Source organism: Parabacteroides sp. AT13 (genome assembly GCF_002272965.1).
GTDB classification, from domain to species: domain Bacteria; phylum Bacteroidota; class Bacteroidia; order Bacteroidales; family Tannerellaceae; genus Parabacteroides; species Parabacteroides distasonis.
Window position 1 is genome coordinate 1,938,610 of the sequence record NZ_NQMH01000001.1, and the last position, 24,939, is coordinate 1,963,548.

Here is a 24,939-nt window from a genome sequence, read left to right on the forward strand (position 1 = left end):
TATTCAGTGGCCGCAAAGGTACGTAAATAATTCGGATTCATATCAATAAAGTAATATATCTTTTAGCCTTTCACGTTTCTTATCAGTAAGACGTAATCCTTTCGACAAATATTTCTCGGTGGAACCGTACTCTTTCTTGATTTTATGGAAAGCTAGGTCCATGAGCCCCTCGTTGGCCGTAAGGAATACCGTAATGCTTTCTTGGGCGTCTGTGGAGAGATGTTTCACGATATCAGCTAAATGACTCGTATCGATATATTGATTGGAAGTCAAGTAGTCCTCCATGATGGCATCCCGGGGAATATCCAAGGCGGCGAGTAACATGGCGGTGAGAAACCCGGTACGATCCTTTCCGTAGGAACAACTGATGAGAATGGGGTAATTATCCTCGTTCTGGAACTGTTCCAGTACCTTGGCGAACTGATCGGTATTATCTGTCACGAATTGCAGGTACTCGTCTTCCATATATACCCCGGCGTCTCCTTTCCGCATTCGTCCCTCGATAACACGTTGGGGGGCATCGGCGATCTTGCCGACCGAGATGGGGATTTGCAGGATATTTGCTTTCGTATATTTGATAGGGGCGGTGAGGGTTTCTTGGTTCGTACGGAGGTCGATGATGGTCTTGATCCCTAGATTATCCAATCGGATGGAGTCCCATTCGCTCAAGCTGCTTAACTCGCCGGAGCGAAATACCTTGCCCCATTTCACCGTCTTCCCGTTTGTAGAGGTATAACCGCCTAGATCCCGGAAATTCTGTACGCTATCCATAACCGCCGAGCGTGCCCCGATGATCCGTGGGTATTTATCATTAAAAGAAAGGCGGAAATACTTACGTGATATATTATCGTTCGTGATGTAAGTAGCTACGCCATCCTTGATGTTGGCGTAAATGATCGGGGACTCGTTGGTGAAAAGATCCGGGTTGTCGGACACGGTCATCTTGACAATCCCCTCCATTACCGGATCGGTTTCCCATTTTATCACGTAATTTCCGATGTCATCACGTAGGCAAATAGCTCGTATGTCGGGTGCGTTAGAGGAACAACCCACTAACAGGATCACACTGGCGAATAGAGAGAGAATCTTTCCTAACATTGTCTTCTATGATAATAAGCTTTCCTTACAAAGATAGTAAAACAAGTTTTTCCCGCTTCTTCATTAATGATATTTAAGACTGACTAACATACTTCGCCGCGAACTCCTTGGATATATAATTATCATAGCTTTGGCAAACCTCGGAGGCGAGGTCCATTCCGCAGCGGATGATTTTTCCCCAAGTATCCTGATCCAGAGAGGGAAGGTCGGCATGGCGTACGTCATACTTTAGAAGTCCGTAGATAATACCCGCGTTAAAATTGTCGCCGGCGCCGATGGTACTAAGCGGCTGGATTTGCGGGGAATCGAAATGTCGTGTGAAATTACGGGTGTGGAGATTGACTCCGTTTGCCCCGTGAGTTGTTAAGAAACGATCACAATAAAACTGAATATGCTCTTTGTAAACCTCCTGTGCGTCGCTCTTGCCATAAAGGTTCTGGAAGTCCTCGTCCGAGCCCCGGACGATGTCGGCGAATTCCAGATTTTCCAGTACGGTAGGCATGAGGCGGATCGCCTCATGAGCGTGTGCCTTGCGGAAATTGGGATCGTAATAGATGATCGCTTTCCGTTCTTGGGCGTATTGCAGAAATTCTACCATACGAGTCCGCAAGACCGGGTTCAGGGAATAATAAGAGCCAAACACGAAAATATCGTCTTTCTCGATCTTAGGCAGGGGCACCTCCAGCCGTTGCGCCGGGTAATCCTTGTAGAAGATATAATTAGCGTTCTTATCGTCGTCCAGAAAAGCGAGTGATATAGGACTTTTCCCATCGGGGAAACGGTCTACGAACTCGGTCGTGATGTGGTTATCTTCCATGAAATCCCGAATCATGTCGCCAACCCGGTCGTTGCCCAGCTCGCTGATAAAGGATACGGGGACATTCAATCGACCTAATGATATCAATCCGTTGAAGACGGAGCCACCGGGAACGGCCTTCTGTGGTTGGTCGTTCCTGAAAATGATATCGAGGATGGTTTCTCCTATACCAAAGACTTTTCTCATGACTATATACTGGTTTGTTATTCGTTCTTGCTTAGCTCACGGCTCTTGGAGCCTAAGTAGCCCCCGTGATGGCGCTTGGCGTAATCCTTGTTGGTGAAATGGATACGCTTCATGGTTCCGACCACGAGGATATCGCCTATTACCGTCATGACGGTCGTGGAGGTAGTCGGCGTAAGGCCTAACGGGCAAACTTCCTTGGGAGCGCCGGTCAACAGGCATACGTTCGCCTCGGCGGCTAGAGGACTATCCGGGTTACTGGTGATAACGATAAATTTCATGTCTGGCACCAAACCCCTCGTGAGATCTACCAATTCCACCAGTTCACGTGTCTTTCCTGAGTTGGAGATCAATAACATGATATCGTTCTTGCATACGATTCCCAGATCTCCGTGTTGTGCCTCGCTGGGATGTAAGAAAAAAGCAGGTGTACCGGTCGAGCTAAAGGTGGTAGCGATATTCAAGGCGATTTGCCCGGCTTTACCCATTCCACTCATGATCAGTTTTCCACCTAGGTCGTGTACATGTTTCACTATAAGCGATACCGCTTCCTCATATCCGGGTGTAACGGGTATGTTGCGAACCGCTTCCGCTTCCTGCTCCAATAAAGAGGTGATATTTTCGTTTACCATATTGTTGATTGATTGTTTTACGGCATTCCTGCCTGAATAACGATCGCGAAAGTATTTATATTTACTGATATTGGCATCATCTATTTCAGACAATTTATCTTTTTAAGACGTTTGCGAATTCGGACTTCGGCTTCCATTTCGGGTATCCGGTATCTTGTGCCAGTTTATAACCGAGGTCGAAGAATAATTGTACTTCTTGTAACAGACCACTGTAATCATCCGTGTCGGGATGGGTCTGGTCGGTCGGTTTGTGGTAAGTTTCCGCCCAATAATGTGCGATATGCTCTTTGGCCCACTCCTTACCCTGTTTGCGGTTGTCGTTCCAACCTTTGGCGAACATGGCCGGGATGCCTTTTTGTACGAAAGGGAAATGGTCGGAGCGATAGAACATCCCGTTATAAGCGTCGGGGTCGGGCATGATGTAACGGTTGTATTTCTTCGCTAGCTCGGCTAGGGTATCATCCAGCTCGGAGTTGCCGTATCCGGTGATCGTGACATCGTTGTTCTCGCCCCATAGCGGGAAGACATCCAGATTGATTACGGCGGCTATCTTATCAATCGGGAACAACGGGTGCTCCACATAGTATTTCGTACCGAGGAATCCGGTCTCCTCGCAAGTAGGGGAGAGGAAGACGATATTCCGGCGGGGTTTCTCTTTCAAGGCATTGAAACAACGTGCCATCTCGAGCATCCATGCGATGGCTACGGCGTTATCGGTAGCGCCGTTGATGATACTGTCGCCGTTGATCGGTGCTCCATAGCCTAGATGGTCCCAATGGCCTAGATAAATAACACTCTCATCCGTGTTCCCGCTACCGGGAATATAACCGATTACGTTGGGGCTTTGCTGGCGGTCGAAGGTGTTCCTCATCGAGACGGTTACCGTAGATTTCAAGGAGATGGGCTTGAAGTCTGGCGATTTAGATTGCTCGATTAGTTGGTCAATGTCGTAGCCATTATCGGCCAGCAATTGCTTGGCGGCATTGAATTGGATCCAGCCGTTTAGCGGGCAATGATAGGCATCGCTATCGCTGTCCACATACATCTTAGATTGGGCGGAAGCTCGTACGACCGACCAAGGATAGCCCGCTCCCCGGTCTTCATGGATGATCAAAACTCCTTTTAATCCCTGTCGGGCGCCCTCCTCGAATTTATACATCCAACGACCGTAATAGGTCATGATATCACCGTTAAAATAATCCGTGTTGTCGCTTCCGAGTCCCGGGTCATTTACGATAACGACCGCTACTTTATCCTGCGGGTTCTCGATTCCCTCGAAATCATTTTTCCCATACTCGGGGGCTACGATCCCATAGCCGGCGAATACCAGTTCTGCGTTGTCTATATCGATCTCCGGCTCGATCCGTGCGGAGAAAGCGGTGTAACCTTCCAACCAATCTAAGGGGATTTTCCCTTTCGGGGTCTTTAGGACCATCGGGTCCGGGCATCGTGTGCGTGAGGATATGATATTAACCTGTTGGAAATAAGAATCGCCGTTGATGGGTTTCAGCCCAACCTCTTTCATTTGGTGAGCGATATAGTTCACCGCACGGTCGGCCCCTTCCGAGAATGGTTTACGGCCTTGGCAGGAGTCATGCGAGATGGCCTCGGTGTATCGCTTTAAATGTTCCGTGGTCGCTACGCTTTTCGCTTTCTCTATATCATTACTTCCTCCTCCACAAGCGGTAAAAACCAAGGAAGTGATTGTTAGTAAACAGGTTATTATTTTCATGTTTCTCATAGAATTACAATGTTTTTTCAATCAGCCATTCACCTAAGTTGCGAGTGGCTGCGTCGAAAGCGACCCCCACTTTGACTACTTCCCGTTCGTCGGCCGTATAAGGAATCAGATAGCCTCGATCGTCGATTTGCCGAATCGCCTCTTCCGCCGTACCTCTCAGCTTAAACTCGAATACGTAGATGTAGCGAGGAGTTTTTACAATGGCATCGGCACGTCCTTGGGCCGAACGTACCTCGGCCTCGGTGAATTGCCCTAGTAGCTTGAATACGATGTAGAAAACCACTTGGTAATGACGCTCGGTCCGGTCATTCAGCTCGTAGGGTATGTCGGCGAAGAAAGCCTTTAGGCGGGTGAGGAAAGCCTCGGTGTTTCCGCTTTCCAGCTCTTGAATGAACTTTCCGATATAAAAGGGAGTCTCGGTTTCCGGTAAATGCGCATACATGGAGGCAACAAAATTCAAAAATCCATATTTAACTTCCTCATTCGGGTATCCTAACGTATATAACCGAAAACGTTCATCGTAGCTTTTGATTGTCAAATATCCGCTTTGATAAATCATGGGCACGGGATTATTGATGTTCGCCCGATCGTCCGAAAGGGATACCTCGGATACCTCTATCCCGTCCAGCTCCCGTATATCGTAATTCGTTTTCCGTAACATCTCCGCCAAGAATGTCGGGGTACCGGAAGCAAACCAATAGTCGTAAAAGACCTGTTTACTCAACACGTTCAATACGCTAAACGGGTTATAAAGGGCGATACCGCTGCGGAAATCAAAATGGTAGCCGTCGTATCGGCGTGTAATTTTCTCGATGGTATCTTCGTATGAAAGCTTATTCGCCTCGGCCAAGGCATAAAGCTCCGGCTGGAAAGTCGCCTCGATCTCGGGCAATGTCATGCCACAAAGGGCCGCGTATTGCGGGGCTAGGCTGATGTCGTTCAAATGATTTAGGTTGCTGAAAATACCGACTTGCGCGAACTTGGTGACACCGGTTATGAATACGAAGCGCAGCCAAGGATCGGCATCTTTGAGGACCGTATAGAAAGCGGTCAATAATTCCCGGAACTCGTTCTGTAGCTCTTCGTTGTGCAGGTTCCTAAGTAATGGCTTATCGTACTCGTCGATCAGTACGACCACCTTCCTTCCGGTTATCTCCGCCGCCCTTCGTATGATGGTCATGAACCGTCCGGAATAGGTGATACCCTCACCTCCGGTATCATATATTTTTTCCCATTCCCTCAACTGGCGTTCCAGCATATTCTCCAATGCCTTGCGGCTATCGTACAACTCGGCGTTGAGGCTGAAATGAAGTACCGGATGCTCTTTCCACTCGGTCTCTAGTTTCTCTATGGCTAATCCCCGGAACAATTCTTTCTTCCCCTCGAAATAAGCCTTGAATGTCGATAGCAGCAAGCTTTTCCCGAATCGCCGGGGGCGGCTTAGGAAATAAGGGACACCTTGGTATGCCATTTGATAAATGAACTCGGTCTTGTCAACATACAAATAGTTCTCTGTACGTAGTTTGTCAAAACTCTGTATGCCTATCGGTAATTTTCGGACGATATTTCCCATAGCCTTATCTGTTTAATTTACACAAATGTAGGTATTTTTTCCAAGGAGGCAAATAGATCGAAAAAAACACGTACGTCTTTTTCCGGAAACACGTACATGTTTTTTGAAAAAGACGTACATGTTTTTCCGGAAAGTCTTTCGTACCTTTGCGGGCTGATACAAACAAGAAGGAAAATGGATTATATCGCTCATACATTGCCGAATGGACTTCGCATGGTACATCTCCCGGTTAATTCCCCGGTTTCTTACTGCGGTTTCGCCGTGAACGCCGGTACACGGGATGAGAACGAGGATGAATTTGGCTTGGCGCATTTCGTTGAACACATGATCTTCAAAGGTACGGAGAAACGGAAAGCGTGGCATATCCTGAATCGTATGGAGAACGTAGGAGGGGAGTTGAATGCCTATACTACGAAGGAAGAGACCTTTGTTTATTCCATTTTTATGGAGGAGGATTTTGGCCGGGCGTTTGAGCTATTGACCGATCTGGTTTTCCATTCCCAATTCCCCAAACAGGAGATCGAGAAGGAGGTAGATGTCATCTTGGATGAGATCAATTCGTATGAGGATAGTCCTTCGGAACTTATATTCGACGAGTTTGAGAACTTGCTTTATAAGGGTCATGCCCTCGGGCATAATATCTTAGGGGATGAGGGATCTCTTCTTCGCTTTGACTCCGAGTCCGGTCGTTCTTTCATGCGTCGTTTCTACGCCCCGGAGAATATGGTGTTCTTCTCGATGGGACGAAAAGACTTCAAGAATATCTTGAAATCAGCGGAATCCGCTTTAAGCGATATCTCTTTCCCGATGGCTGAACGGATCCGGAAAGCTCCGGACCCCATCGAGGCTTGCGTACGCCAGATCCATAAAGATACCCATCAAGCCCATGTACTGATCGGTGGCCGGGCTTTCAGTATGCACGACAAAAAACGTATCCCTTTGTTCTTGTTGAACAATATCTTAGGTGGTCCGGGCATGAATAACCGCTTGAATGTCTCCTTGCGGGAAAAGCATGGCTTGGTCTATAACGTAGAATCCAATATAACCTCTTATACCGATACCGGACTAGCCAGTATCTATTTCGGGACAGACCCGAAGAACCGTGAGAAAGCGATGCGTTTGGTGCATAAGGAATTGGCCCGTTTACGTGACGTAAAGCTGTCCGCCACTCAATTAGCCGCCGCCAAGAAGCAGGTAATCGGTCAACTGGGCGTGTCGGGCGATAACCGGGAGGGTCTTTTCCTTGGCTTAGGAAAAAGCTACCTCCATTACAACCGTTACGACACCCTCCCTGAAGTATTCGCCCAGATCGAGAAAATAACCGCCGGGCAAATCCTAGACGTGGCGAATGAGGTGTTCGCTCCGGAACGGTTGTTTTGCTTGATTTATGAGTGAGGCTAATTATGGAACCTATACCCAACCCCCAACATCAAGTTATTCGGATTATGAAATTTGTGCAGTTGGTATCCGACATGCAGGAATAAATTTCGTGTAACCGATACCTTGAGGGCTAGGATCTGGTATAATCCTTTCAGGTCGCCCTTGTTGTAAAATAAATTATGTCCGACTCCTATATTGATCGAGAAGAATGGCATGGTGAATTCGCCACGGGCAGAGAGGCCGATACCGATTTGCTCATGGAGGGGCGGGCGGTAGAATCGGGGTTCTTCGCCGACTTGGATGATCTCGTCGGAATAAATATTTGCGCTTTCGTCATATTGGCCGTCTAGGGAGATACCTGCTTTTAGGAACCGGTTGAATTTGTACATCGGGTTGAGGTTGAATCCGAGGATGCCGAACTGACCTGGAAAAATATGGGCCTCATCACCTAGCATAACCCCCTTAGCACGGGTCGCACCATATAGGATGACATCGTAACTGACACGTTGCCAAAAGCTGGAGAGGTATAATTGATTTGCCGGTAAGGAACGTGCGGTACCTATCTCATGATGGCTTTCCTCGATAGGATTGAGCGTGTAGACGAGTCCGATCCGGCCACCAATCGTATTCAATCCCGCATTCGGAAGATGAGTATTTCCGTTTGAGTAGTGCGTTAAATCCGCCCCGACAAGCAGGTTGCAATAACGGGATAGTTTCGCGTTGAGGAAAAAGCCCAGATTGATATAGGCATTGATCTTAGAACCGATGATCTTATTGCGGTAATTATTGTTATCATCATACGGATGCCAACCAAATGAGGCTCCGAAATTCCACTCATAATCGAAGGATAGCCGGGAAGAAATTTTGGCGATGCGGGAGCTTTGGAAAACATACGCCGCCCAAGGATTACCAACTTCCTGCCGGTTTCCAAAGGTATTATAAGAGACGCCTATTCCTTGGTAAGTGTGCGGATAAAGCTGGCCCTCCTTAGAGTTAGGATTCAGTTGGAATCCGTATTTCAAATGGAATGAAGCCGCCTTACGTAAAGTAAGCCCGTTTCCATAGCCGTCATCTTTGAGGAATTTACTAGTAGGGGCGACATACGAGGGACGTACGTCGAATCCTATTTTGTGGATAATGGATTTATCATCATCTTGAGCTTTTACCGTACAGGTCCATATCATCATGACCGCTATGTAAAAGCTTATCATCTTGCTTTTTATCATACTTCAATACGTTTGTCTGATCACCAACACTGCGCTTTGTCTTTCAACTCGGGTATCTTGTTCTTATCGAATACAGGGCTTTTAATACCCGCTTTCTTTTGGGCTACGTAATCCTGTAATAATAGGAACGCTTGACGGCTCAACAATGAGATCGCGATCAAATTGCAGATCGTCATCAGTCCCATGGTCACGTCCGCTAGGCTCCAAGCCAAGTCTAAACTAGCCAACGCACCGAACATGACCATTCCACCGACTAATATACGATAAATAAATAAGACACTTCTCTTGGACGTGATAAAACGAATATTCGCTTCTCCGTAATAGTAATTACCGATAATACTACTGAACGCGAATAAAAGGATCGCTAAAGCGACAAACGTACTACCGATGCTACCCACCTCGTTACTCAAAGCTTGTTGCGTGAGCTGGACTCCATTGATGGAGCCGTCTAATGGCGCTCCGCTAAACAAGATGATGAACGCCGTGCAGGTACAGATAATCAGCGTGTCGGTAAATACGCCTAATGCTTGGATCAATCCTTGTTTGACTGGATGGGAGACATGCGCCGTAGCCGCTACATTCGGTGCCGATCCCATACCGGCCTCATTACTGAATAGACCTCGTTTAATCCCTTGCATCAACGCCGCTCCGACACTACCGCCTATCGCCTGTTCCCAACCAAAAGCGTTTGACAGAATGGTTTCTATAACAGCGGGTAGGCGGGTAATATTAAACAGTACGATTCCCAACGCCAATGCTATATATCCTAATGCCATGACCGGTACGACAATACTGCTTACTCTTGCGATGCGCTGAATACCTCCGAATATGACGATTAACGTAAGTACCGTAAGAATCGCTCCGATCCAAGCATGATCGATGCCAAAAGCGCCTTCCCAAGCTGCGCAGATCGTATTGCTTTGTACGGAATTAAAGGCAAAGCCAAAGGTTATCGAAATCAATACGGCAAATAATACCCCCATCCATCGTAACCCCAAACCATGTAGCATATAGTAAGCGGGACCGCCAATGAACGAGTCTTTCCCTTTTTCTTTATATAATTGAGCTAACGTAGACTCCACGAATGCGCTGGAAGAACCAAGTAAAGCGATCAGCCACATCCAGAATACGGATCCGGGTCCGCCGATCGCTACGGCTGTCGCTACACCGGCTAGGTTTCCGGTCCCTACACGGCTGGCTAAAGATACGGCGAAGGCTTGGAAAGAGGAGATATGCTTTTCCCCTTTTTCTCCTTTCCCGGCAGAATCGCCTAATAATCGGATCATCTCGCCAATCATGCGGAATTGCACGAACCTACTTTTTATCGTAAACCATACGGCGCATCCCAATAACATGATAATAAGGATGTATGACCATAATATATCGTTGACTCCGTTGATCCAATTATTCAATAGCTCCATGATTTATAATCTGTTGTTTGGTTACAAAGATACGTATCTACGAAGCAAATTCATCGAAATATTATTTTTTTATCATTTTCTTGTAACGTTTTCCAAACGGCTGTCGTCTTATAGTTAGAAACAAATGATAAGCGGGAAAGGCCACCCTGCTATATTCGGAAAAAATACGATAAAAATGAAACGGATGATGATTTGGATCATACTGCTAGGCGGTATGGTACAGGGAGCTTTTGCTCAGAACTTGGAGATAAAGGGAATGGTGCGGGACGCTCGCAACAAAGAAATCTTGGAATTTGCAAATGTGGTATTGCAAACAATGGACTCTTCTTTTGTAGCGGGTACGACTACGGATATGAAGGGGCATTTTTTATTAAATAAGATTAAAAAAGGGAGTTATATTCTATCTGTCTCTAGTCTAGGCTTTAAGACGGAGTATATTTCCTTGGAAGGCTTGTCCAAGAATATTTCTTTGGGAGAAATATCCTTAAATGATGATGCGGTATCCTTAGACGGGGTGACGGTTAGCGCCTCTGCCCAGACGAGCCATGCCGATAAAAAAGTGGTCTTCCCATCGGATCGCCAGATGAAGGCTTCGGGAAACGGTATGGATTTGTTGCAGCAGATGATGCTACCGAGAGTGCAGGTGGATTTGTTGAACAACGAGATCAAGGCCACGGGAAATGGGGTAGTCCAAGTGCGTATCAATGGCGTGAAGGTGGAACAGGATGAGATCAAGGCCTTGAATCCCTCGGATATCATCCGTATAGAATATCATGATAACCCGGGCTTACGTTACGGCAATGCCGATATCGTGCTGGATTATATTGTTCGCCGGCCGGATACGGGAGGTAGTTTTGGTCTGGACATGGCGCAAGGTATCAATTCCATGTGGGGTGAACATAATGCTTGGGGAAAGATCAATCATAAGAACTCGGAATGGGGCGCTTCTTATCGGATCGGTCCTCGTGATTTCTATGGAATGAAACGGAATAACGAGGAAGAGTTCCATTTAGCGAATGGAACGACCTTGAACCGTGTGGAAATAGGCGAACCTTCGCGCGCTCGTTTGTTCATGCATAACCTGAATGTGAACTATAGCTATCAAAAGCCGGATAAGTATATGTTTAACGCCACGTTCCGCTACCGGAATAATCATCAACCGCATTGGGATTATCAAGGAGTCTTGATGAATAAGGCGAATCCGGAGGATAAAGTGGATATGATCGATCTATCGGGATCAGCCTATCAAGCTCCTGCGCTGGATTTATATTACCAACGGGATTTGAAGCATAACCAGACCTTGGTGTTTAACGTGGTAGGGACTTATAACCAAACGAAATCGACCCGTATCTATCAAGAGAGTAAACATGAACAATTGTTGACTGATGTAAATAATGTGGTGGATGGTGATAAATACTCGATTATCGGCGAGGCTATCTATGAGAAGAAATTAACGAATGGTAATCGGTTGAGCGGCGGTTTACGCCATAACCAATCTTTCTCGGATAACAGTTATATCAATGGGCATAACTATAAGACGCATATGGAACAGATGGAGAGTTCCGTATATGCGGAGTTCAAGGGAAAGGTGAAAAAACTGGATTACTCGTTGGGTGTGACCGTGAATCGCTCGTCTTATAGTCAACGGGGTGAGGATGCGGATTATGAACGTTATACGGTGAGTCCCCGGTTGACCTTGTTTTATGCTTTGCCCGGGGAGTCTTCCATCCGTTTGAAATCAACGATGGGGAATGTGACTCCTTCTTTGGGTGAGTTGAGTGCGATTGACCAAGTGATCGATTCCTTGCAAATACAGCGGGGTAATCCCAACCTGAAGTCTTATATGAGTTATTATACGGAATTGAATTACGAGTTTCGCAAAGGTCTGTTTTACGTGAATGCCTTGGGCGCTTATGAGTATCAGCCGGACGCTATCATGGACGAGAAATATCTGGAAGGAAATAAGATCATCCAGACTTGGGATAATCAGAAAAACTGGCAACGGGTTGTCGCGTCTGCCAATTTGCGGGTCGGTCCGATCAAGGACATCTTGCAATTTTCTGTCAATGGTGGTATGAACCATTATATGAGTAACGGTAATACCTACACGCATCGATATACGAACTGGTGGTGCGAGGCGAATGTTTCCGCTACATGGAAGAAATGGTCGCTTTGGTATATGGTAATGACAAATTGGAACTGGTTTAAGGGCGAGACGATGAGTGGGGGTGAGAATATCCAAGGAATTCAACTCGGTTATCGGCATAAGGACTTGATGGTTGGCCTGCGTGTCATCAATCCGTTTACGGATAATTATAAGCAGGAGACGGAGAACTGGAACCAATACGCCTCTTTCCGCCGTTCAAATTATATCAAGGAAAGTTCTCGCTTATTCATCGCGACGATCTCCTATAATTTCTCCTTCGGCCGTAAGTTCAGCGCCGGCCAGAAGAAGGTGAATAACGCTGATAATGACTCCGGTGTGATGAGTACCGGTAAGTAAGGGAATATTTTATATCTTTGAGGAAAAATAAAATGAGATATGAAAGCGATTAATCCGAATGAGATCAAAGACAACTTTATCGAGTTGATTGGTAAGGAGTGGATGCTGGTAAGCGCCGGTGATAAGGAGAAGTTTAATATGATGACTGCCAGTTGGGGCGGCGTGGGAGTGTTATGGAACCGTCCGGTGGTGTTTGCCTTTATTCGTCCGGAGCGTTATACCCGTGAGTTTATCGATGCTAGGAATGAATTCACGATTACTTTCCTAGGACCGGAGCACCGGAAAGCCCATAGCATTTGTGGCTCTAAATCCGGACGGGAGATTGATAAAGTGGCCGCTACGGGGTTGACGCCGCTCTTTACGGAGGCCGGCAACCCGGTATTCGAGGAAGCTCGCCTTACGTTGGAATGCAAAGTGGTCTATAAGTCCGAGATCGAGGAGGCCAAGTTTTTAGATCCTACCGTTTTCCCTCGTTGGTATGATGAGAAGAACGGTAATGCGCATATCGTTTACATTGCCGAGATCTTGAATGCTTGGGAGAAATAATATCACCCAAGCAGTTCTTTCATCATTTGCTCCGTATGCGTGAGGAAATATTTAGTGAGTTGGTAATGCTCGGTTTCCTCATACGGGGTGACATGCGCTCCGGTATCATCGATGGCGTAAATGTCCGCGTTCGGATAAGCCATCAGGATCGGGGAATGCGTGGAGATAATCAGTTGGCAACCGTTATTCACCAGTTCGTGGATACGCACTAAAAGGGCCAGCTGCCGTTGTGGGGAGAGTGCGGCTTCCGGTTCGTCTAATATAAATAATGTATTGCGGCTGGCATAATTCAGAAAAGCGCAGAGAAAGCTCTCGCCGTGCGATTGCTCCAATAAACTCCTGCCACCGTAAGCTTTATAGGCGTAGATCCGGCTGTACTTACGTAATTCCAGTTGGGCTTGCCTATCCAATTCGGCCGCATGGTTAAAAAAGGATTCTGCCCGGAAGAAGAAATGCTTTTCCGGTTTTTGGGTCTCGATCAGTTTAATATGCTCGGGTAAGACATTGGCGTAAATCTTGTATGCCTCGGTTCCGTCATATAGCATACCCGGTTCTTCCTCATCCCTTTCCTCATATTTACTCATCATCGCTTCCAGCAGGGTGGATTTTCCCGCCCCGTTCTCCCCGACAAGGAAAGTGACCGGCTTGCGGAAAATGAATGATTCCGTGAAACGTACTGCCGGAGCTTTATAAGGATACTTTAGCTCCTCGGGATCGCCGGCTACCAAGTCCGGGTCCAGTAATTTTACTTGCTTCAGATAGATCATACAGAATATGTTTTGTTACAAACATAGTGAAAATATCAATGGAATGAAAGATAATATCGTAATCGTTGTTGTTCGTGCTCCGGAAACTCTTCCAATAGGGATAAATCCTCCCAACCTTGTAATTTCCCTTTTTTCCGGATCATTTTTTCGATGATCCTAGCTTGTTTATAACTGACATATGGGTGACTGGCTAGTTTTTTAGCTGACAGTTGGTTGACAAATAGATGACTAATAACTGACGGGTCCACGGAAAACCACGATTTCATCGCTTCATAACGATCCTCGTCAATACCATATACTTCTCCTAGTTGTTCTACGGAATAAAATCCTCCTAATAAGTCCCTGTATTTAATGATCCGCTTGGCAAAAATGCTACCAATTCCCGGAACCATTTTAAGGGCGGTGGTATCAGCCGAGTTTAATTCGACAACCGTTCCTTGCGGCCATTTTTCTGCTTTGGGATAAGAGGGAAAATGGGGCTTTGATTCCCTTCGGATGCGTTTGGATTTCCCTTCGGAAGGGATTTTAGTTTCGTTCGAATGGGATTCTTTTTCTTTCCGAATGGAATTTGAAGGTGTTTTATTCGAATAGATCTGTGAGGAATCTTGTTTGATTCCGGTGTTTACCAATGGAACTGTTTGAAATTGGGAACGGTAGAAATCCGTCCCGATAATTGCGATCCATGCCATCGCTATTAAGGAAAGGAGTAGGGTAAGAGCCTGCCTTTCCCCCTTGGAGAAATAAAGTAAATCATGCCATTTCATAGTCTTATGTTTTGATTTGTGGAACTTCCACCGACAAAGGTAGAAGTTCCGTTTCTATTGACAAGGAATTCTCGGTATTATTTACCGGTGATCCATTTCAAGATACCTAATTCGTTCAAGAATACGATACCGATGGCGATTGGGGCCACGTATTTCATAAAGAATACGTAAGCGCCGAAAAGACGGAACTTAAGAGTCCCCTCATTGGTCAACTCGGCTTTCAATACTTTTTTATCGACACGTGTACCTACGAAAATACAAGTGAGCATACCTCCCAGCGGTAGCATGATCTTGGCGGTCAAGTAATCCAGCGCGTCGAAAAAGGCCAAGCCTCCAACCGTGAATCCTTTCATCACCCCGAATGAGAGAGAACTGAAAATACCTAAGAAAAATACCCCTAAGGAAACGATCAAAGCCGCTTTCTTGCGTGTCATGTGGAACTCCTCAAGAACGTAGGCCGTAGCTACCTCATGTAAAGAGATCGTGGAAGTCAGTGCTGCCATCGCTAGCAAGATATAAAAAATACAGGACCACAAGCCACTCAGCGGTAATTGCCCAAATACGTTCGGTAACGTGATAAACACGAGTTCCGCACCAGCAGAAGGGGTGATGCCGAAACTGAATACCGCCGGGAATATCATGATACCTGCCAATACGGCGACAAGCGTATTAATGATTGTCACCTGCCAAGCGGTGGCCTGCATATTCGTATCTTTCCCGAAGTAAGAGGAGTAAGTGATCAGGCAGCCCATACCCAAACTCAAAGAGAAGAAAGCCTGTCCTAGTGCGCTCAAGACCACTGAGGAAGTCAATTTGCTAAAGTCTGGCTTGAAAAGGAAAAGCAATCCGGCCTCAGCGTTCGGTAAGGTCACGGAACGTACGCACATGATCAGCAAGATCAAGAATAAAAGCGGCATCATGATCTTAGAGGCCCGTTCGATACCTTTTTCTACACCCGAGACAATCACGAAGTGAGTTAACCCGATAAAAGTGCCCATCCAAAAGATCGGACGGAAGACATTGGAGGCGAAATCCTGAAAATCGGCCGTATAGTCTATATCCGGCTGTCCATACAAACGGCCACTTAGCGTTTGCCAAACATATTCAAGCGTCCAACCGGAGACAACCGAGTAATAACTTAATATCAAAAATGCGGCCAAGATCCCGTTGTACCCGATCCAGCACCATTTTGTTCCGGGAGCCATCTTCTTGAAAGAACCCACCGTATTACTACGGGAATACCGGCCAATGAAAAACTCGGTTACCATCACCGGAATGCCCAAGAATATCATGAAAAGTATGTAGACCAGTAGGAAGGCCGCACCTCCGTTCGCTCCCAGCATATACGGGAAGCGCCATACGCTTCCCAATCCGACGGCGCATCCTACGGTAGCTAGTACTACGCCCAATTTACTACCGAATGTGACTCGATTGTTTGCCATATTATTTATTGTTGCTTTTATGCTTTTAATTGTTACCTATTTTCTTATTTTCGGGAGCAAAAGTAATAATTTGAATTAATTTGTTCGTGTAAAGTATAAATAATTTAGTGAAAGGAGTATGAAACGAGGACGTAAGAAAAAGTTAGCAATCTCATTGATGGATTATATGGGAAAACGAAGAGACATGAAACGGCAGTTAAAGAAAGAAGGGACAGCTGAGTTGTATGAGGTGGCCGTAAGGCATTTTTTAAGATTCGTGAAGAACCCGGGGTTCTGTTTGGCCGATTTGAATCGTGCGTTGGTGATAGATTTCATCACGTATCTTCAGGGAAAAGGATTAGCTACTAATACGGTAAATACGTATATCAGTAGTTTGCGGGCGCTTTATAATATGGCTTGCCAAGAGTCGTTGGTTCCTGCGTCATATTATCCGTTTGAGAATTTGAAACTCCGGCGTGCGATGACGGCGAGGCGTGCGATTCCCGCATCTTTGTTCCAGCAAATCGCTCAGATCAAGGTGGCGGATGACCCGCAAGTGGAATTATCGATAGATCTTTCCCTATTCAGTTTTATGGCTTGCGGGATGCCTTTTGTGGATATAGCGTACTTGACGAGGCAGAATATCCGGGGGAATGAGTTGGTATATCACCGTCATAAGACAGGACGTATGATCCGGTTGGAGATAACCAGTAGTATGTTGCAATTGATCCGGAAATATGCGGATCGGCAGCGAGCGACCGGATCGTCGTATTTGTTCCCGATTCTTCCGCCCGGGAATCCGGACCATTTGAGGTATAAGCGTAGCTTGGCTCAGCATAATGCCCGGCTGAAACGGATTGGGCAAACTTTACGGTTACCGAATCCGTTTACGTCGTATGTTGTTCGCCATAGCTGGGCATCAGAAGCTTTACGTTGCGATATGCCGATGGCCTTGATCAGCCAGGCGTTGGGGCACTCGTCGGAGAAAACGACTCGTTTTTATCTGGAAGAATTGGATATATCACGTTTGGCTCATGCGAACATGAAGGTGATAGGCTCTGTAAATCGGATTTTAGAGAAAAGGATGGATGGTTTGTGAACTTATTTATGGAATAAGGAGTTTTAGCGTTAAAATAGTAACTTTCTCCCTATTAGTTCACAAAAATACATAATAAATATTTTATTATCACAACTTTTCTGCATTAAAATTGTCAAGTTCTTTTCACCAAATAAGGAATTTAGGGGAAGCTATGTCTTTAAAATGAACCATATTCACCTTTATTGATTCACTCTCTCAACTAAAGAGGAATTTCTATACTCTACAAATTCCTCCTGAATATCAAAAACAAATAATACAATAAGCTCGTTTGGATAGGCCTATATGTAAGCCATTGATTGGCAGCTGTATAGAAACACCATAATATTTATTGGATTTCATGTACGTGTTTTCCAAAAAACATGTACGTCTTTTCAGGAAAACATGTACATGTTTTTCTGAAACGTTCCGTGTGGTCTATTGATATACTATATAAACGACAATAAAATGTTGTTTAACGTTTATTCTCCGCTGACGTTTTTGAAACGCTAAACCTTATTCCATAAATAAGTCCACGGGCCATTCTTGCCGTTAGTTGATTTTAGGAAGTTGGGTCTTGAGGGGGCAGAAGGGTGAGAAGATATAAGATTAACAACCATAATGAATAAGAAAGAATGAAGAAGACGATTTTCATGCTATTCTTGTTGGCAGTCCCGTTTCTTTCGAGAGCGCAGGGGGTACCGGCCGAAGGGAAAGGCTCCATGATTGGGATCAAGAGTAATATTCCTTATTGGGCTACTGCCACGTTTAATTTGGGGGCTGAAGTTTATCTCGCCCGTCATTGGACGCTTGAGTTGGAGGCAGGCTTGAATCCGTTCAGCGGCAAGAACGATGATGGGAGTTATGGCCGTTCACTGAAGCATTTGCGTCTGCACCCGGAGTTGAGGTATTGGTTTTGCGAGACGTTTAACGGCCATTTCCTCGGCGTGCATACTCCGTACCTATTATATAATGTAGCCGATATCAAATGGCTGGGTACAGAGGGCGAGCGTCACCAGGGATGGGGCGCGGGAGCCGGTATCAGTTATGGATACTCGTGGCTGCTGTCTCGCCATTGGAACTTGGAGGCCACGGTGGGCGTGGGCTATCTGTACTTGAAGTCGGACAAGTATCCCTGCGCAAATTGCGGCCGCAAGCAAGAAGGGATCAAGAAGCATTACTTCGGGCCTACGCAGGCGGCGATCAATCTCATTTACCAATTTTAATCGATGGAGGACTGAAAAATGAAGAATCTACAAGGATGGATGATACTTGGGATCGCCTGTTTGGCCGGTTGTGTGGGTACTACGATTCCCGTACAGGCGCAGCAGACGGCTACCGCCATCGTCGTGAAGGAGCGGTTGGTGGAGCATGTGGGCGATCGCTTGATAATTGATATGAAACTAGCGTTGGACGAGTTGTCGCTACCTGCCAACCGGAGTTTGGTCTGTACGCCGCTGATCGAGCGGGGCGATAGCGTAAGGGCTTTGCCTCCCGTGATCGTGAACGGGCGCAACCGCCAGATCCAGTACGAGCGATCCAAGCGTGATGCGACGGCGAACGGGGAGTTTGTCTTACGCCGTCACAATGGGAAGGAGCAGACGTTCGATTACCATGCCTCCATTCCTTTCGTTAAGTGGATGGAGCGTTCGGAGGTGTCGCTGGTAGCCGATTTTTGCGGTTGCGGCTGGGAGGCGTTGAGTAATGATAAGTCACCGCTTTTCCCGATCCGAATCGCAGAGCCTGTGGTATTGCGGCCGCTTTTGGCCTACGTCACGCCGGAGGCAGAGCGTGTGAAAGAGCGTGTGAAGGAAGGAAGCGCCTTCCTCGACTTCCCGGTAAACCGCACGGAGATATATCCCGAGTATCGCGACAATCCCTCGGAGTTGCGCAAGATCCTCGAGACCGTCTCGTCGGTGAAGGATGATCCTTACGCTACCATCACGGAGGTATATATCAAGGGTTTCGCATCGCCGGAAGGTACCTATAAGCATAACACTTATCTGGCCGAGCACCGCGCCAAGGCGTTGATCGAATACGTGAAGGGCCTTTACCACTTTGAGCAGGCCCGTTTCACGGTGGATTTCGAGCCGGAGGACTGGGCCGGATTGGAGAAACGGGTGGAGAACTCCTCGCTTGCGGACAAGGAGGAGTTGCTGGCCATCATCCGTGCGGACGAGCCGAAGGATTACGACCGCCGCGAGGCGAAGCTAAAGGCGTTGAACGGGGGGGCCTCGTATCGGGTACTCTTGCGTGATATTTATCCCGCCTTGCGCCATTCGGATTACGCGGTGCGTTATACGATCCGTTCGTTTACGGTAGAGGAGGCCCGTGAGTTGATCTATTCGGACCCCAGGCAGTTGAGTCTAAACGAGATGTTTCAGGTGGCGCAGACGATGGAACCGGGTAGCGACGCTTACCGCGAGGTCTTCGAGATTGCCGTGCGTATGTATCCGGAGGATCCGGTGTCGAATCTGAACGCCGCCCTTACGGCGATCGACGCGGGTCGCTTGGAATCGGCCCGCCGTTATTTGGCGAAGACTTCCAATTCCGCGGAGCGTACCTTGGCGGAGGCGGCCATCGCCATGCTGGAGAACCGCTTGGACGAGGCGGAGGCCCTGCTGGGTAAGTTGTCGGACAATCCTTCCATGGCCTCGCAGGTGGAGGAGAACTTGAGGCAGATCGCAGAGAAACGGCAAGAGTAAAAATAGGATAAGATAACAGACAAAAATTTTAATATTATGAAAAAGAAAAAATGGTACGTAGCGATGGCAACGGCACTTTTATTGGCGGCCGGTTGTTCCGATGATCTCGACAACGGAAAAAATAACACCGGGGCGGAAGAGGATGGCGAGAAGGTCTATATGACGGTGAACGTCTCTACGGTTTCGCAAGGAACGCTAACGAAAGCAGATACTACTCCTTCTAATCCTAATCAGGGGGGAGCCGGTTGGGGCGAGGATGGTAATGGTTCTCTTGGTGAGCTTTCCGGCTCTAAGGAGGGTATGGTATATGATGTTAATATATTCTTGGTGCCAACAGATGAAGAGTCTTTGGGGGATGGCAATCAGCTAGAGTTACTAAATACTGACAATGGTAGTAGTATACAGATCGCAGGCCAAGGTTATTATTCGAATCTGGAAGGTATTGATGCGAGTTTAGGTGGAACTGAGCCTGGTCATGGTGACGGAAAGGTTACGATGAAAGTAACCATGAAGAATCCTCTGACACAAGATAAGAGCAATTATCAGGTATTTGCCGTTATTAATGCGGGAGGAAGGTTGACTGGTATTAGTACGTTGGCAGACTTGCGCGATAGAGTTGCCGCAAACGATAGGGCATTGTGGACTCCTGCTAGTAATATGGCGGAGTACCATCATTTTGTAATGTCTACACATAAGATGATAAGTGGTGCTATTCCTTCTAACGGCAGTTCTATCGTTGAACTTTCTGCTGCGAATATGGATGAGACATATCCGGCTCGGACAACGGTGTTCGTAGAACGTTTAGCCGCTCGTATTGATTTGGCATACTCCTCGAATTTAGATCTGACTAATATACCGGGAACTTCTCCTGTAAAGAATAAGGGTACGTTCACGTTGAAGAGGTATAAGGTAGTGAATCAGTGGAAGGGCGAAAGTTATCTTTTTAAGCAAGTTTCTCCTACGGTACAGTATAACTATGGTGCTAATGCGGTATTGCCGGCAGATGGTACCAACGATCCTGTTCGATATTTAGGTGATGAGAAATGGATATGGAAGAATAATGACACTGGTGCCGGATCGTACAATTATGTGTTAGATCCGAAGATCCGGGAAAAGAAATTGCCGGAAGGGGAAAGTTCTTCTTGGGATCAATTTAAAGATTCATATGTCAATTATTTTAATCCGAGCAATTCAACTGATTTGAATAACTTGGATAAGATGGTGTCTATGCCTACTTCTGGATTAAACTATACACAGGAAGTAAGTGGTGATAGTCGGACATATTACCCGGTTGTTTATACCAAGGAAAATACGTTGGATCTGAACTCGCAGGTACATGGCTATACTACTGGTGTAATCTTCGAGTCTGAATTTACTCCGAGTAACGACTTTAAGGTGAGTTCCTATGAAAATGGGGAGATCAAGTCTGTGAATTTGCCTAATGGTGATAAAACGTTTCTTTCCGCAGCTCATTATAATAGTAATGGTTCTGTGTCACGTCTTGTTTATAAAGATGTGAAGAGCGTTGCCGCCCGTGCGTTCAATTTGGAAAACGACAAGAAAAATTTATTGAAAGGCTTTATGGATGGTTGGGACGATATAACTGCGGATGTCAATGCTGTGAAGAAGGCGGTTCAAGATATGTCTTCTCAAAATGGATTAGAAAGCGCGTTTAAGGAATATTTGGATGGGATTTTGACTGGTAAAGCAACTCTTGATGAGGATCTTAAACAGAAATTGACTTATGCGGCTTTTAGGAGACAAGCTTCGCATCTTCCTTCTAATATTACCCCTGTATCTCAATTCAGCTCAGAGCAGATCGGCAATTTATACCAATACTATAATGTTTCCCTATACAAAAGCGGAAGAAGCTATCACAAGTTTTGGATCCGTCATAACGATAACGGAAACGATGGTCTGATGGGCGTGATGGAATTCTGTATCGTACGCAATAACGTGTACCAGTTGTATGTGAAAGGTATTCGTGGCTTGGGCGATCCGTTACCTTATACCCCGGGTAAGGATGATCCCGGTACGCCCGATGAGAGTGATGATGTCACTATCGACGTGACTATCTACGTGAAGGATTGGGTAAAACGTACGAACAAAGACATTATCCTATAACTTTACCCTTCGGGGGATTCTTACGATGGGCATTGTAAGCACTTTATGCTGCCCATCCAAGCAACCTTACGATGCCCATCATAAAAACCTTATAATGGGCATCATGGTTTACCTCCATCTCCGGTAGTACGGGCGGAGGATTACTGTGTATCTTAATAAAATGATTATGAACCGTTTATTTCATACCTGCAAACAGTTGATTGGCATAGCCGCCTTGTCCGTGGGGCTATACGCTTGCGATTGGATACACGACGACTCGCTGCCGCTTTGCGAGTTCCGCCTGTATTTCAAGTACGACTATAATATGAAATTCGCCGACGCTTTCCAGCATGAGGTAGACTTCGTTACGCTCTTCGTCTGCGACCAAGAAGGGAACTTCCTTTTCCAGCGGCGGATCGAGAAGAGCGAGCTGGACGAGCGGAACTCCATCGCCCTCGACATGGAGCCGGGTACCTATCAGGTAGTCACTTGGGCCGGACTGGACAAGGGCAGTTACGCATGGAACGACCCTGCCGAGACGTCGCAGGCTGTCGAGAGGGCGCAAGACGTCAAGGTACGTACCTTGCGCGAGGCCAATACGACACAGCCCAACGAGCTGCGCCCGCTTTGGCATAGCCTCGATACCTTCACCGTGACGCGCGACATGCCCGAGGCCGACACCATCTCACTCGCCAAGAATACCAACAAGCTGCGGGTCGTGCTGCAAAACGTGATGGGTGAGGACATGGACGTGAACAACTTCTCCTTCCGGATCGTGGCCGACAACGGGTATATGGATTACGACAATTCCCTGCTGCAAGATCCCACCATCCACTACCTGCCTTATTATACGGAGAACGTGGAGTTGGGAGCCGACCCGACCCCCGGCGCTACCGTAGGCGGGCAATACGTGGCCGTGGCCGAGATGAACACCATGCGCCTGATGGCGGGCCGTAACTACCGCCTCATCATCCGTCATCACGGATGGGAGAAGGATGTGCTGAACGTGAACCTCAACGATTACCTCCTTCTCACCAAGATGGAGGGGCACCGTATCTCCCCGCAGGAGTATCTGGACCGGCAGGACGAGTATTCTATCATCTTCTTCCTTACACCGAAGGTATGCCCCGATTGTCCGGATAAGCCTACGCCTCCGGATCCTCCGGGACCTGATAATCCTGACAATCCGGATAACCCGGATAATCCCGATGGTCCCGATCCGGAAGACCCTATGATCGTGGGGTACGCCTGCTTCAAGATACAGGTGAAGGATTGGGTGATTCGTATCAACGATGGCATATTGTAAACAGAGATTTATTAAATATCGCTAATGATGAGACGCTATACCATATATAACCGATTGACGGCGGTCGCCGCTGGTCTTTGCCTCTGTTGGCTTTTTATGGCTTGTGGTGAAGACCGGGGGGGCGATCTCCCGGATGACGACCCGAACCATTGTGTTGTAACTATCACTTTGCGGACATCCCGTTCGGTACGCCCGCCGCAGACGAAGGCCGGAGGGATGATGACGAAGGCGGATGAAACTACTGAGACGGATTTCTGGGCAAAAGATGAAGAATACGAGCGAGACATCACGAACTGGCTGGTGGTGGCCTATGATGAGAATGCGGATTTGGCCGGATATATATCCGGCAAAGATGGAACATGGACTCCGGATATCAGTAATGAGGATTCTCGTACTACGGTGGAGATGAAACTACCCTTTGGCACATACCATTTTTATGCGTTCGCCAATTTACAATCGTTGGAAGACGGTACATCGTTGTATCAAAAAATTACCGAAGCCCATTCCTTGGCGGAACTGTCGGAGGTGAAGATATTGGACTCGGGAACGAGTATTGATACAAGGAATGAGGAGAAAAAAGGTAAATTCGGAGGCGAGGAAGCGTCTCGAAAGCGTATTCCTATGAGCAGCTACGCCCAAAAGCATACGGTATTGCCCGCTCCGGCAGAGAACAAATTCGAGATTCCCTTGATCCGCATGATCGGCAAGGTGCAAGTGGAGATAACCAATAACTTAGATAAATCCATAACCGTAAACCAATTGGACATCATGAACCTCCGCAAGGGAAGCCTGCCGATCTGGCTCTTGCCTTGGGGAAATGAGAATTATTTGGAGTTTAAGGATAACAAGGACTTGGAAGAGCCTTTGGCTCCATCTTTTCCGAAAGATGCGAATCCTCCTGTAGTAAGTCTAGAGGATCTTTATACTGAATCTATCAAACCCGGTGATAATGAAAAAGAAATACAAGCCAAACCTGTGGACGGCGAGAACGGTAGTAAACGAGCTTATATTCGCTACATTCCTGAGACCAATGCAGCCGTCGGAGAGAACGGCGGTGGCATCCACCTCGGTGTAGAGATCGAAGGCCGCCCTCGTACGGAGCACCTCACGGGCTTCGACTTCGTACGCCGCAATGACCTGCTGGTCATCCCTGTCTTGATAACCAACATCACGACGAATTTGGAAGTAGCCGAGCAACGCCTCCCCATCGGGGTCTACCCGACCGCCTTGGTCTATGGTGAGAAGACGGGCGTGCAAATACTGACGCCTGTTGAGCATACCTTGCAAGCCGCCGGCGACTTGTCGATCCGTTTCGAGATATCTAGCATAGAAGGCGTGACAGGAGATTTCACGATCAAAGGTCTCCCGCAGGAGGGAACGGTTACGGAAACAGCGAAAATCAGTTCGATCCAAGTAAAAAGCGACGAGAAACGTCTCATTACGGCCGTAAACGGAGAGGATTGTGACAAGAAACAGCGTTTCTACCTTCCCGAGGCTTCGATCAAGGAAGGAAAGAAAGGTTCCTTCACGATCCGCACTCGGGAACTGGGTGGAAACGTGGATGCTACAGTCATCCTCACGCTCATTATAAACTATTATGTGGGTCAGGAGAAGCAAGAGATGCAAATCCCCTACACCATCAAGATAAGAAACTACAAATAACAACCATAATATAACA

19 protein-coding genes are annotated in these 24,939 nt (G+C 47.0%); 9 read left to right on the plus strand and 10 right to left on the minus strand.

Annotated features, from left to right (window positions below; genetic code table 11):
* Nucleotides 1-42: 42 nt before the first annotated feature.
* The 5 genes from CI959_RS08100 to CI959_RS08120 form a co-directional block, all read right to left on the minus strand.
* The gene (locus CI959_RS08100) at nt 43-1,098 is read right to left on the minus strand and encodes a tyrosine-protein phosphatase (protein WP_005860577.1); all 1,056 of its coding nucleotides are present in this window, start codon (nt 1,096-1,098) and stop codon (nt 43-45) included.
* Between the two features lie 73 nt (nt 1,099-1,171).
* Nucleotides 1,172-2,101, minus strand: coding sequence for a carbohydrate kinase (locus CI959_RS08105; protein WP_005860579.1), 930 nt, complete (start codon nt 2,099-2,101; stop codon nt 1,172-1,174).
* A 17-nt stretch (nt 2,102-2,118) separates the two neighbouring features.
* Nucleotides 2,119-2,730 carry an SIS domain-containing protein gene (locus CI959_RS08110; RefSeq protein WP_005860581.1) on the minus strand — a complete coding sequence of 204 codons (612 nt, stop codon included), beginning with the start codon at nt 2,728-2,730 and terminating at the stop codon, nt 2,119-2,121.
* A 94-nt stretch (nt 2,731-2,824) separates the two neighbouring features.
* Nucleotides 2,825-4,471, minus strand: coding sequence for a M20/M25/M40 family metallo-hydrolase (locus CI959_RS08115; RefSeq protein WP_005860582.1), 1,647 nt, complete (start codon nt 4,469-4,471; stop codon nt 2,825-2,827).
* 4 nt (nt 4,472-4,475) lie between these two features.
* The gene (locus CI959_RS08120; RefSeq protein ID WP_011967059.1) at nt 4,476-6,044 is read right to left on the minus strand and encodes an ATP-binding protein; all 1,569 of its coding nucleotides are present in this window, start codon (nt 6,042-6,044) and stop codon (nt 4,476-4,478) included.
* A 174-nt stretch (nt 6,045-6,218) separates the two neighbouring features.
* Between CI959_RS08120 and CI959_RS08125 the strand changes: the two genes are divergently transcribed.
* Nucleotides 6,219-7,439, plus strand: coding sequence for a pitrilysin family protein (locus tag CI959_RS08125; RefSeq protein ID WP_009275529.1), 1,221 nt, complete (start codon nt 6,219-6,221; stop codon nt 7,437-7,439).
* Between the two features lie 2 nt (nt 7,440-7,441).
* On the opposite strand, the gene CI959_RS08130 is transcribed toward CI959_RS08125, so the two are convergent.
* Complete coding sequence (locus CI959_RS08130; protein WP_011967058.1) at nt 7,442-8,650, minus strand: acyloxyacyl hydrolase; 1,209 nt, start codon at nt 8,648-8,650, stop codon at nt 7,442-7,444.
* Nucleotides 8,651-8,670: 20 nt separating this feature from the next.
* Nucleotides 8,671-10,071, minus strand: a complete 1,401-nt coding sequence (locus CI959_RS08135) for a sodium:alanine symporter family protein (RefSeq protein WP_005863901.1) — start codon at nt 10,069-10,071, stop codon at nt 8,671-8,673.
* A 175-nt stretch (nt 10,072-10,246) separates the two neighbouring features.
* Here CI959_RS08135 and CI959_RS08140 point away from each other — a divergent pair, with 175 nt between their 5' ends.
* The gene (locus CI959_RS08140; protein WP_009016485.1) at nt 10,247-12,574 is read left to right on the plus strand and encodes a TonB-dependent receptor; all 2,328 of its coding nucleotides are present in this window, start codon (nt 10,247-10,249) and stop codon (nt 12,572-12,574) included.
* 39 nt (nt 12,575-12,613) lie between these two features.
* The gene (locus tag CI959_RS08145; protein ID WP_009016484.1) at nt 12,614-13,120 is read left to right on the plus strand and encodes a flavin reductase family protein; all 507 of its coding nucleotides are present in this window, start codon (nt 12,614-12,616) and stop codon (nt 13,118-13,120) included.
* Between the two features lie 2 nt (nt 13,121-13,122).
* On the opposite strand, the gene CI959_RS08150 is transcribed toward CI959_RS08145, so the two are convergent.
* The 3 genes from CI959_RS08150 to CI959_RS08160 all read right to left on the minus strand — a co-directional run bounded on the left by CI959_RS08150 (nt 13,123) and on the right by CI959_RS08160 (nt 16,093).
* The gene (locus tag CI959_RS08150; RefSeq protein WP_005860596.1) at nt 13,123-13,887 is read right to left on the minus strand and encodes an AAA family ATPase; all 765 of its coding nucleotides are present in this window, start codon (nt 13,885-13,887) and stop codon (nt 13,123-13,125) included.
* 35 nt (nt 13,888-13,922) lie between these two features.
* Nucleotides 13,923-14,651, minus strand: coding sequence for a helix-hairpin-helix domain-containing protein (locus CI959_RS08155; protein ID WP_057317649.1), 729 nt, complete (start codon nt 14,649-14,651; stop codon nt 13,923-13,925).
* Between the two features lie 77 nt (nt 14,652-14,728).
* On the minus strand, nt 14,729-16,093 hold the full coding sequence (locus CI959_RS08160; RefSeq protein WP_005860600.1) for a sodium-dependent transporter: 1,365 nt from the start codon (nt 16,091-16,093) through the stop codon (nt 14,729-14,731).
* A gap of 118 nt (nt 16,094-16,211) precedes the next feature.
* Between CI959_RS08160 and CI959_RS08165 the strand changes: the two genes are divergently transcribed.
* From CI959_RS08165 to CI959_RS08190, 6 genes are all read left to right on the plus strand, one after another.
* Nucleotides 16,212-17,171 (plus strand): site-specific integrase, encoded by a 960-nt coding sequence (locus tag CI959_RS08165; protein ID WP_005860602.1) that lies wholly within the window; start codon nt 16,212-16,214, stop codon nt 17,169-17,171.
* Nucleotides 17,172-17,782: 611 nt separating this feature from the next.
* On the plus strand, nt 17,783-18,373 hold the full coding sequence (locus CI959_RS08170) for a DUF3575 domain-containing protein (protein WP_005860604.1): 591 nt from the start codon (nt 17,783-17,785) through the stop codon (nt 18,371-18,373).
* An 18-nt stretch (nt 18,374-18,391) separates the two neighbouring features.
* Complete coding sequence (locus tag CI959_RS08175) at nt 18,392-19,852, plus strand: DUF3868 domain-containing protein (RefSeq protein ID WP_011967053.1); 1,461 nt, start codon at nt 18,392-18,394, stop codon at nt 19,850-19,852.
* Between the two features lie 36 nt (nt 19,853-19,888).
* Nucleotides 19,889-21,976 carry an Mfa1 family fimbria major subunit gene (locus CI959_RS08180; RefSeq protein ID WP_057317648.1) on the plus strand — a complete coding sequence of 696 codons (2,088 nt, stop codon included), beginning with the start codon at nt 19,889-19,891 and terminating at the stop codon, nt 21,974-21,976.
* 166 nt (nt 21,977-22,142) lie between these two features.
* Nucleotides 22,143-23,261, plus strand: a complete 1,119-nt coding sequence (locus CI959_RS08185) for a FimB/Mfa2 family fimbrial subunit (protein ID WP_057317647.1) — start codon at nt 22,143-22,145, stop codon at nt 23,259-23,261.
* A gap of 24 nt (nt 23,262-23,285) precedes the next feature.
* Nucleotides 23,286-24,923: a hypothetical protein gene (locus tag CI959_RS08190; protein WP_172580094.1), complete on the plus strand. Its 1,638-nt coding sequence runs from the start codon at nt 23,286-23,288 to the stop codon at nt 24,921-24,923.
* The last annotated feature ends 16 nt before the right edge of the window (nt 24,924-24,939 follow it).

Coding starts and splice junctions, on each gene's coding strand:
- CI959_RS08175 (WP_011967053.1), top strand. CDS start 18,392: ATGAAGAATCTACAAGGATGGATGATACTTGGGATCGCCTGTTTGGCC.
- CI959_RS08170 (WP_005860604.1), top strand. CDS start 17,783: ATGAAGAAGACGATTTTCATGCTATTCTTGTTGGCAGTCCCGTTTCTT.
- CI959_RS08105 (WP_005860579.1), bottom strand. CDS start 2,101: ATGAGAAAAGTCTTTGGTATAGGAGAAACCATCCTCGATATCATTTTC.
- CI959_RS08190 (WP_172580094.1), top strand. CDS start 23,286: ATGATGAGACGCTATACCATATATAACCGATTGACGGCGGTCGCCGCT.
- CI959_RS08140 (WP_009016485.1), top strand. CDS start 10,247: ATGAAACGGATGATGATTTGGATCATACTGCTAGGCGGTATGGTACAG.
- CI959_RS08115 (WP_005860582.1), bottom strand. CDS start 4,471: ATGAGAAACATGAAAATAATAACCTGTTTACTAACAATCACTTCCTTG.
- CI959_RS08180 (WP_057317648.1), top strand. CDS start 19,889: ATGAAAAAGAAAAAATGGTACGTAGCGATGGCAACGGCACTTTTATTG.
- CI959_RS08125 (WP_009275529.1), top strand. CDS start 6,219: ATGGATTATATCGCTCATACATTGCCGAATGGACTTCGCATGGTACAT.
- CI959_RS08110 (WP_005860581.1), bottom strand. CDS start 2,730: ATGGTAAACGAAAATATCACCTCTTTATTGGAGCAGGAAGCGGAAGCG.
- CI959_RS08185 (WP_057317647.1), top strand. CDS start 22,143: ATGAACCGTTTATTTCATACCTGCAAACAGTTGATTGGCATAGCCGCC.
- CI959_RS08150 (WP_005860596.1), bottom strand. CDS start 13,887: ATGATCTATCTGAAGCAAGTAAAATTACTGGACCCGGACTTGGTAGCC.
- CI959_RS08100 (WP_005860577.1), bottom strand. CDS start 1,098: ATGTTAGGAAAGATTCTCTCTCTATTCGCCAGTGTGATCCTGTTAGTG.
- CI959_RS08135 (WP_005863901.1), bottom strand. CDS start 10,071: ATGGAGCTATTGAATAATTGGATCAACGGAGTCAACGATATATTATGG.
- CI959_RS08165 (WP_005860602.1), top strand. CDS start 16,212: ATGAAACGAGGACGTAAGAAAAAGTTAGCAATCTCATTGATGGATTAT.
- CI959_RS08160 (WP_005860600.1), bottom strand. CDS start 16,093: ATGGCAAACAATCGAGTCACATTCGGTAGTAAATTGGGCGTAGTACTA.
- CI959_RS08130 (WP_011967058.1), bottom strand. CDS start 8,650: ATGATAAAAAGCAAGATGATAAGCTTTTACATAGCGGTCATGATGATA.
- CI959_RS08145 (WP_009016484.1), top strand. CDS start 12,614: ATGAAAGCGATTAATCCGAATGAGATCAAAGACAACTTTATCGAGTTG.
- CI959_RS08120 (WP_011967059.1), bottom strand. CDS start 6,044: ATGGGAAATATCGTCCGAAAATTACCGATAGGCATACAGAGTTTTGAC.
- CI959_RS08155 (WP_057317649.1), bottom strand. CDS start 14,651: ATGAAATGGCATGATTTACTTTATTTCTCCAAGGGGGAAAGGCAGGCT.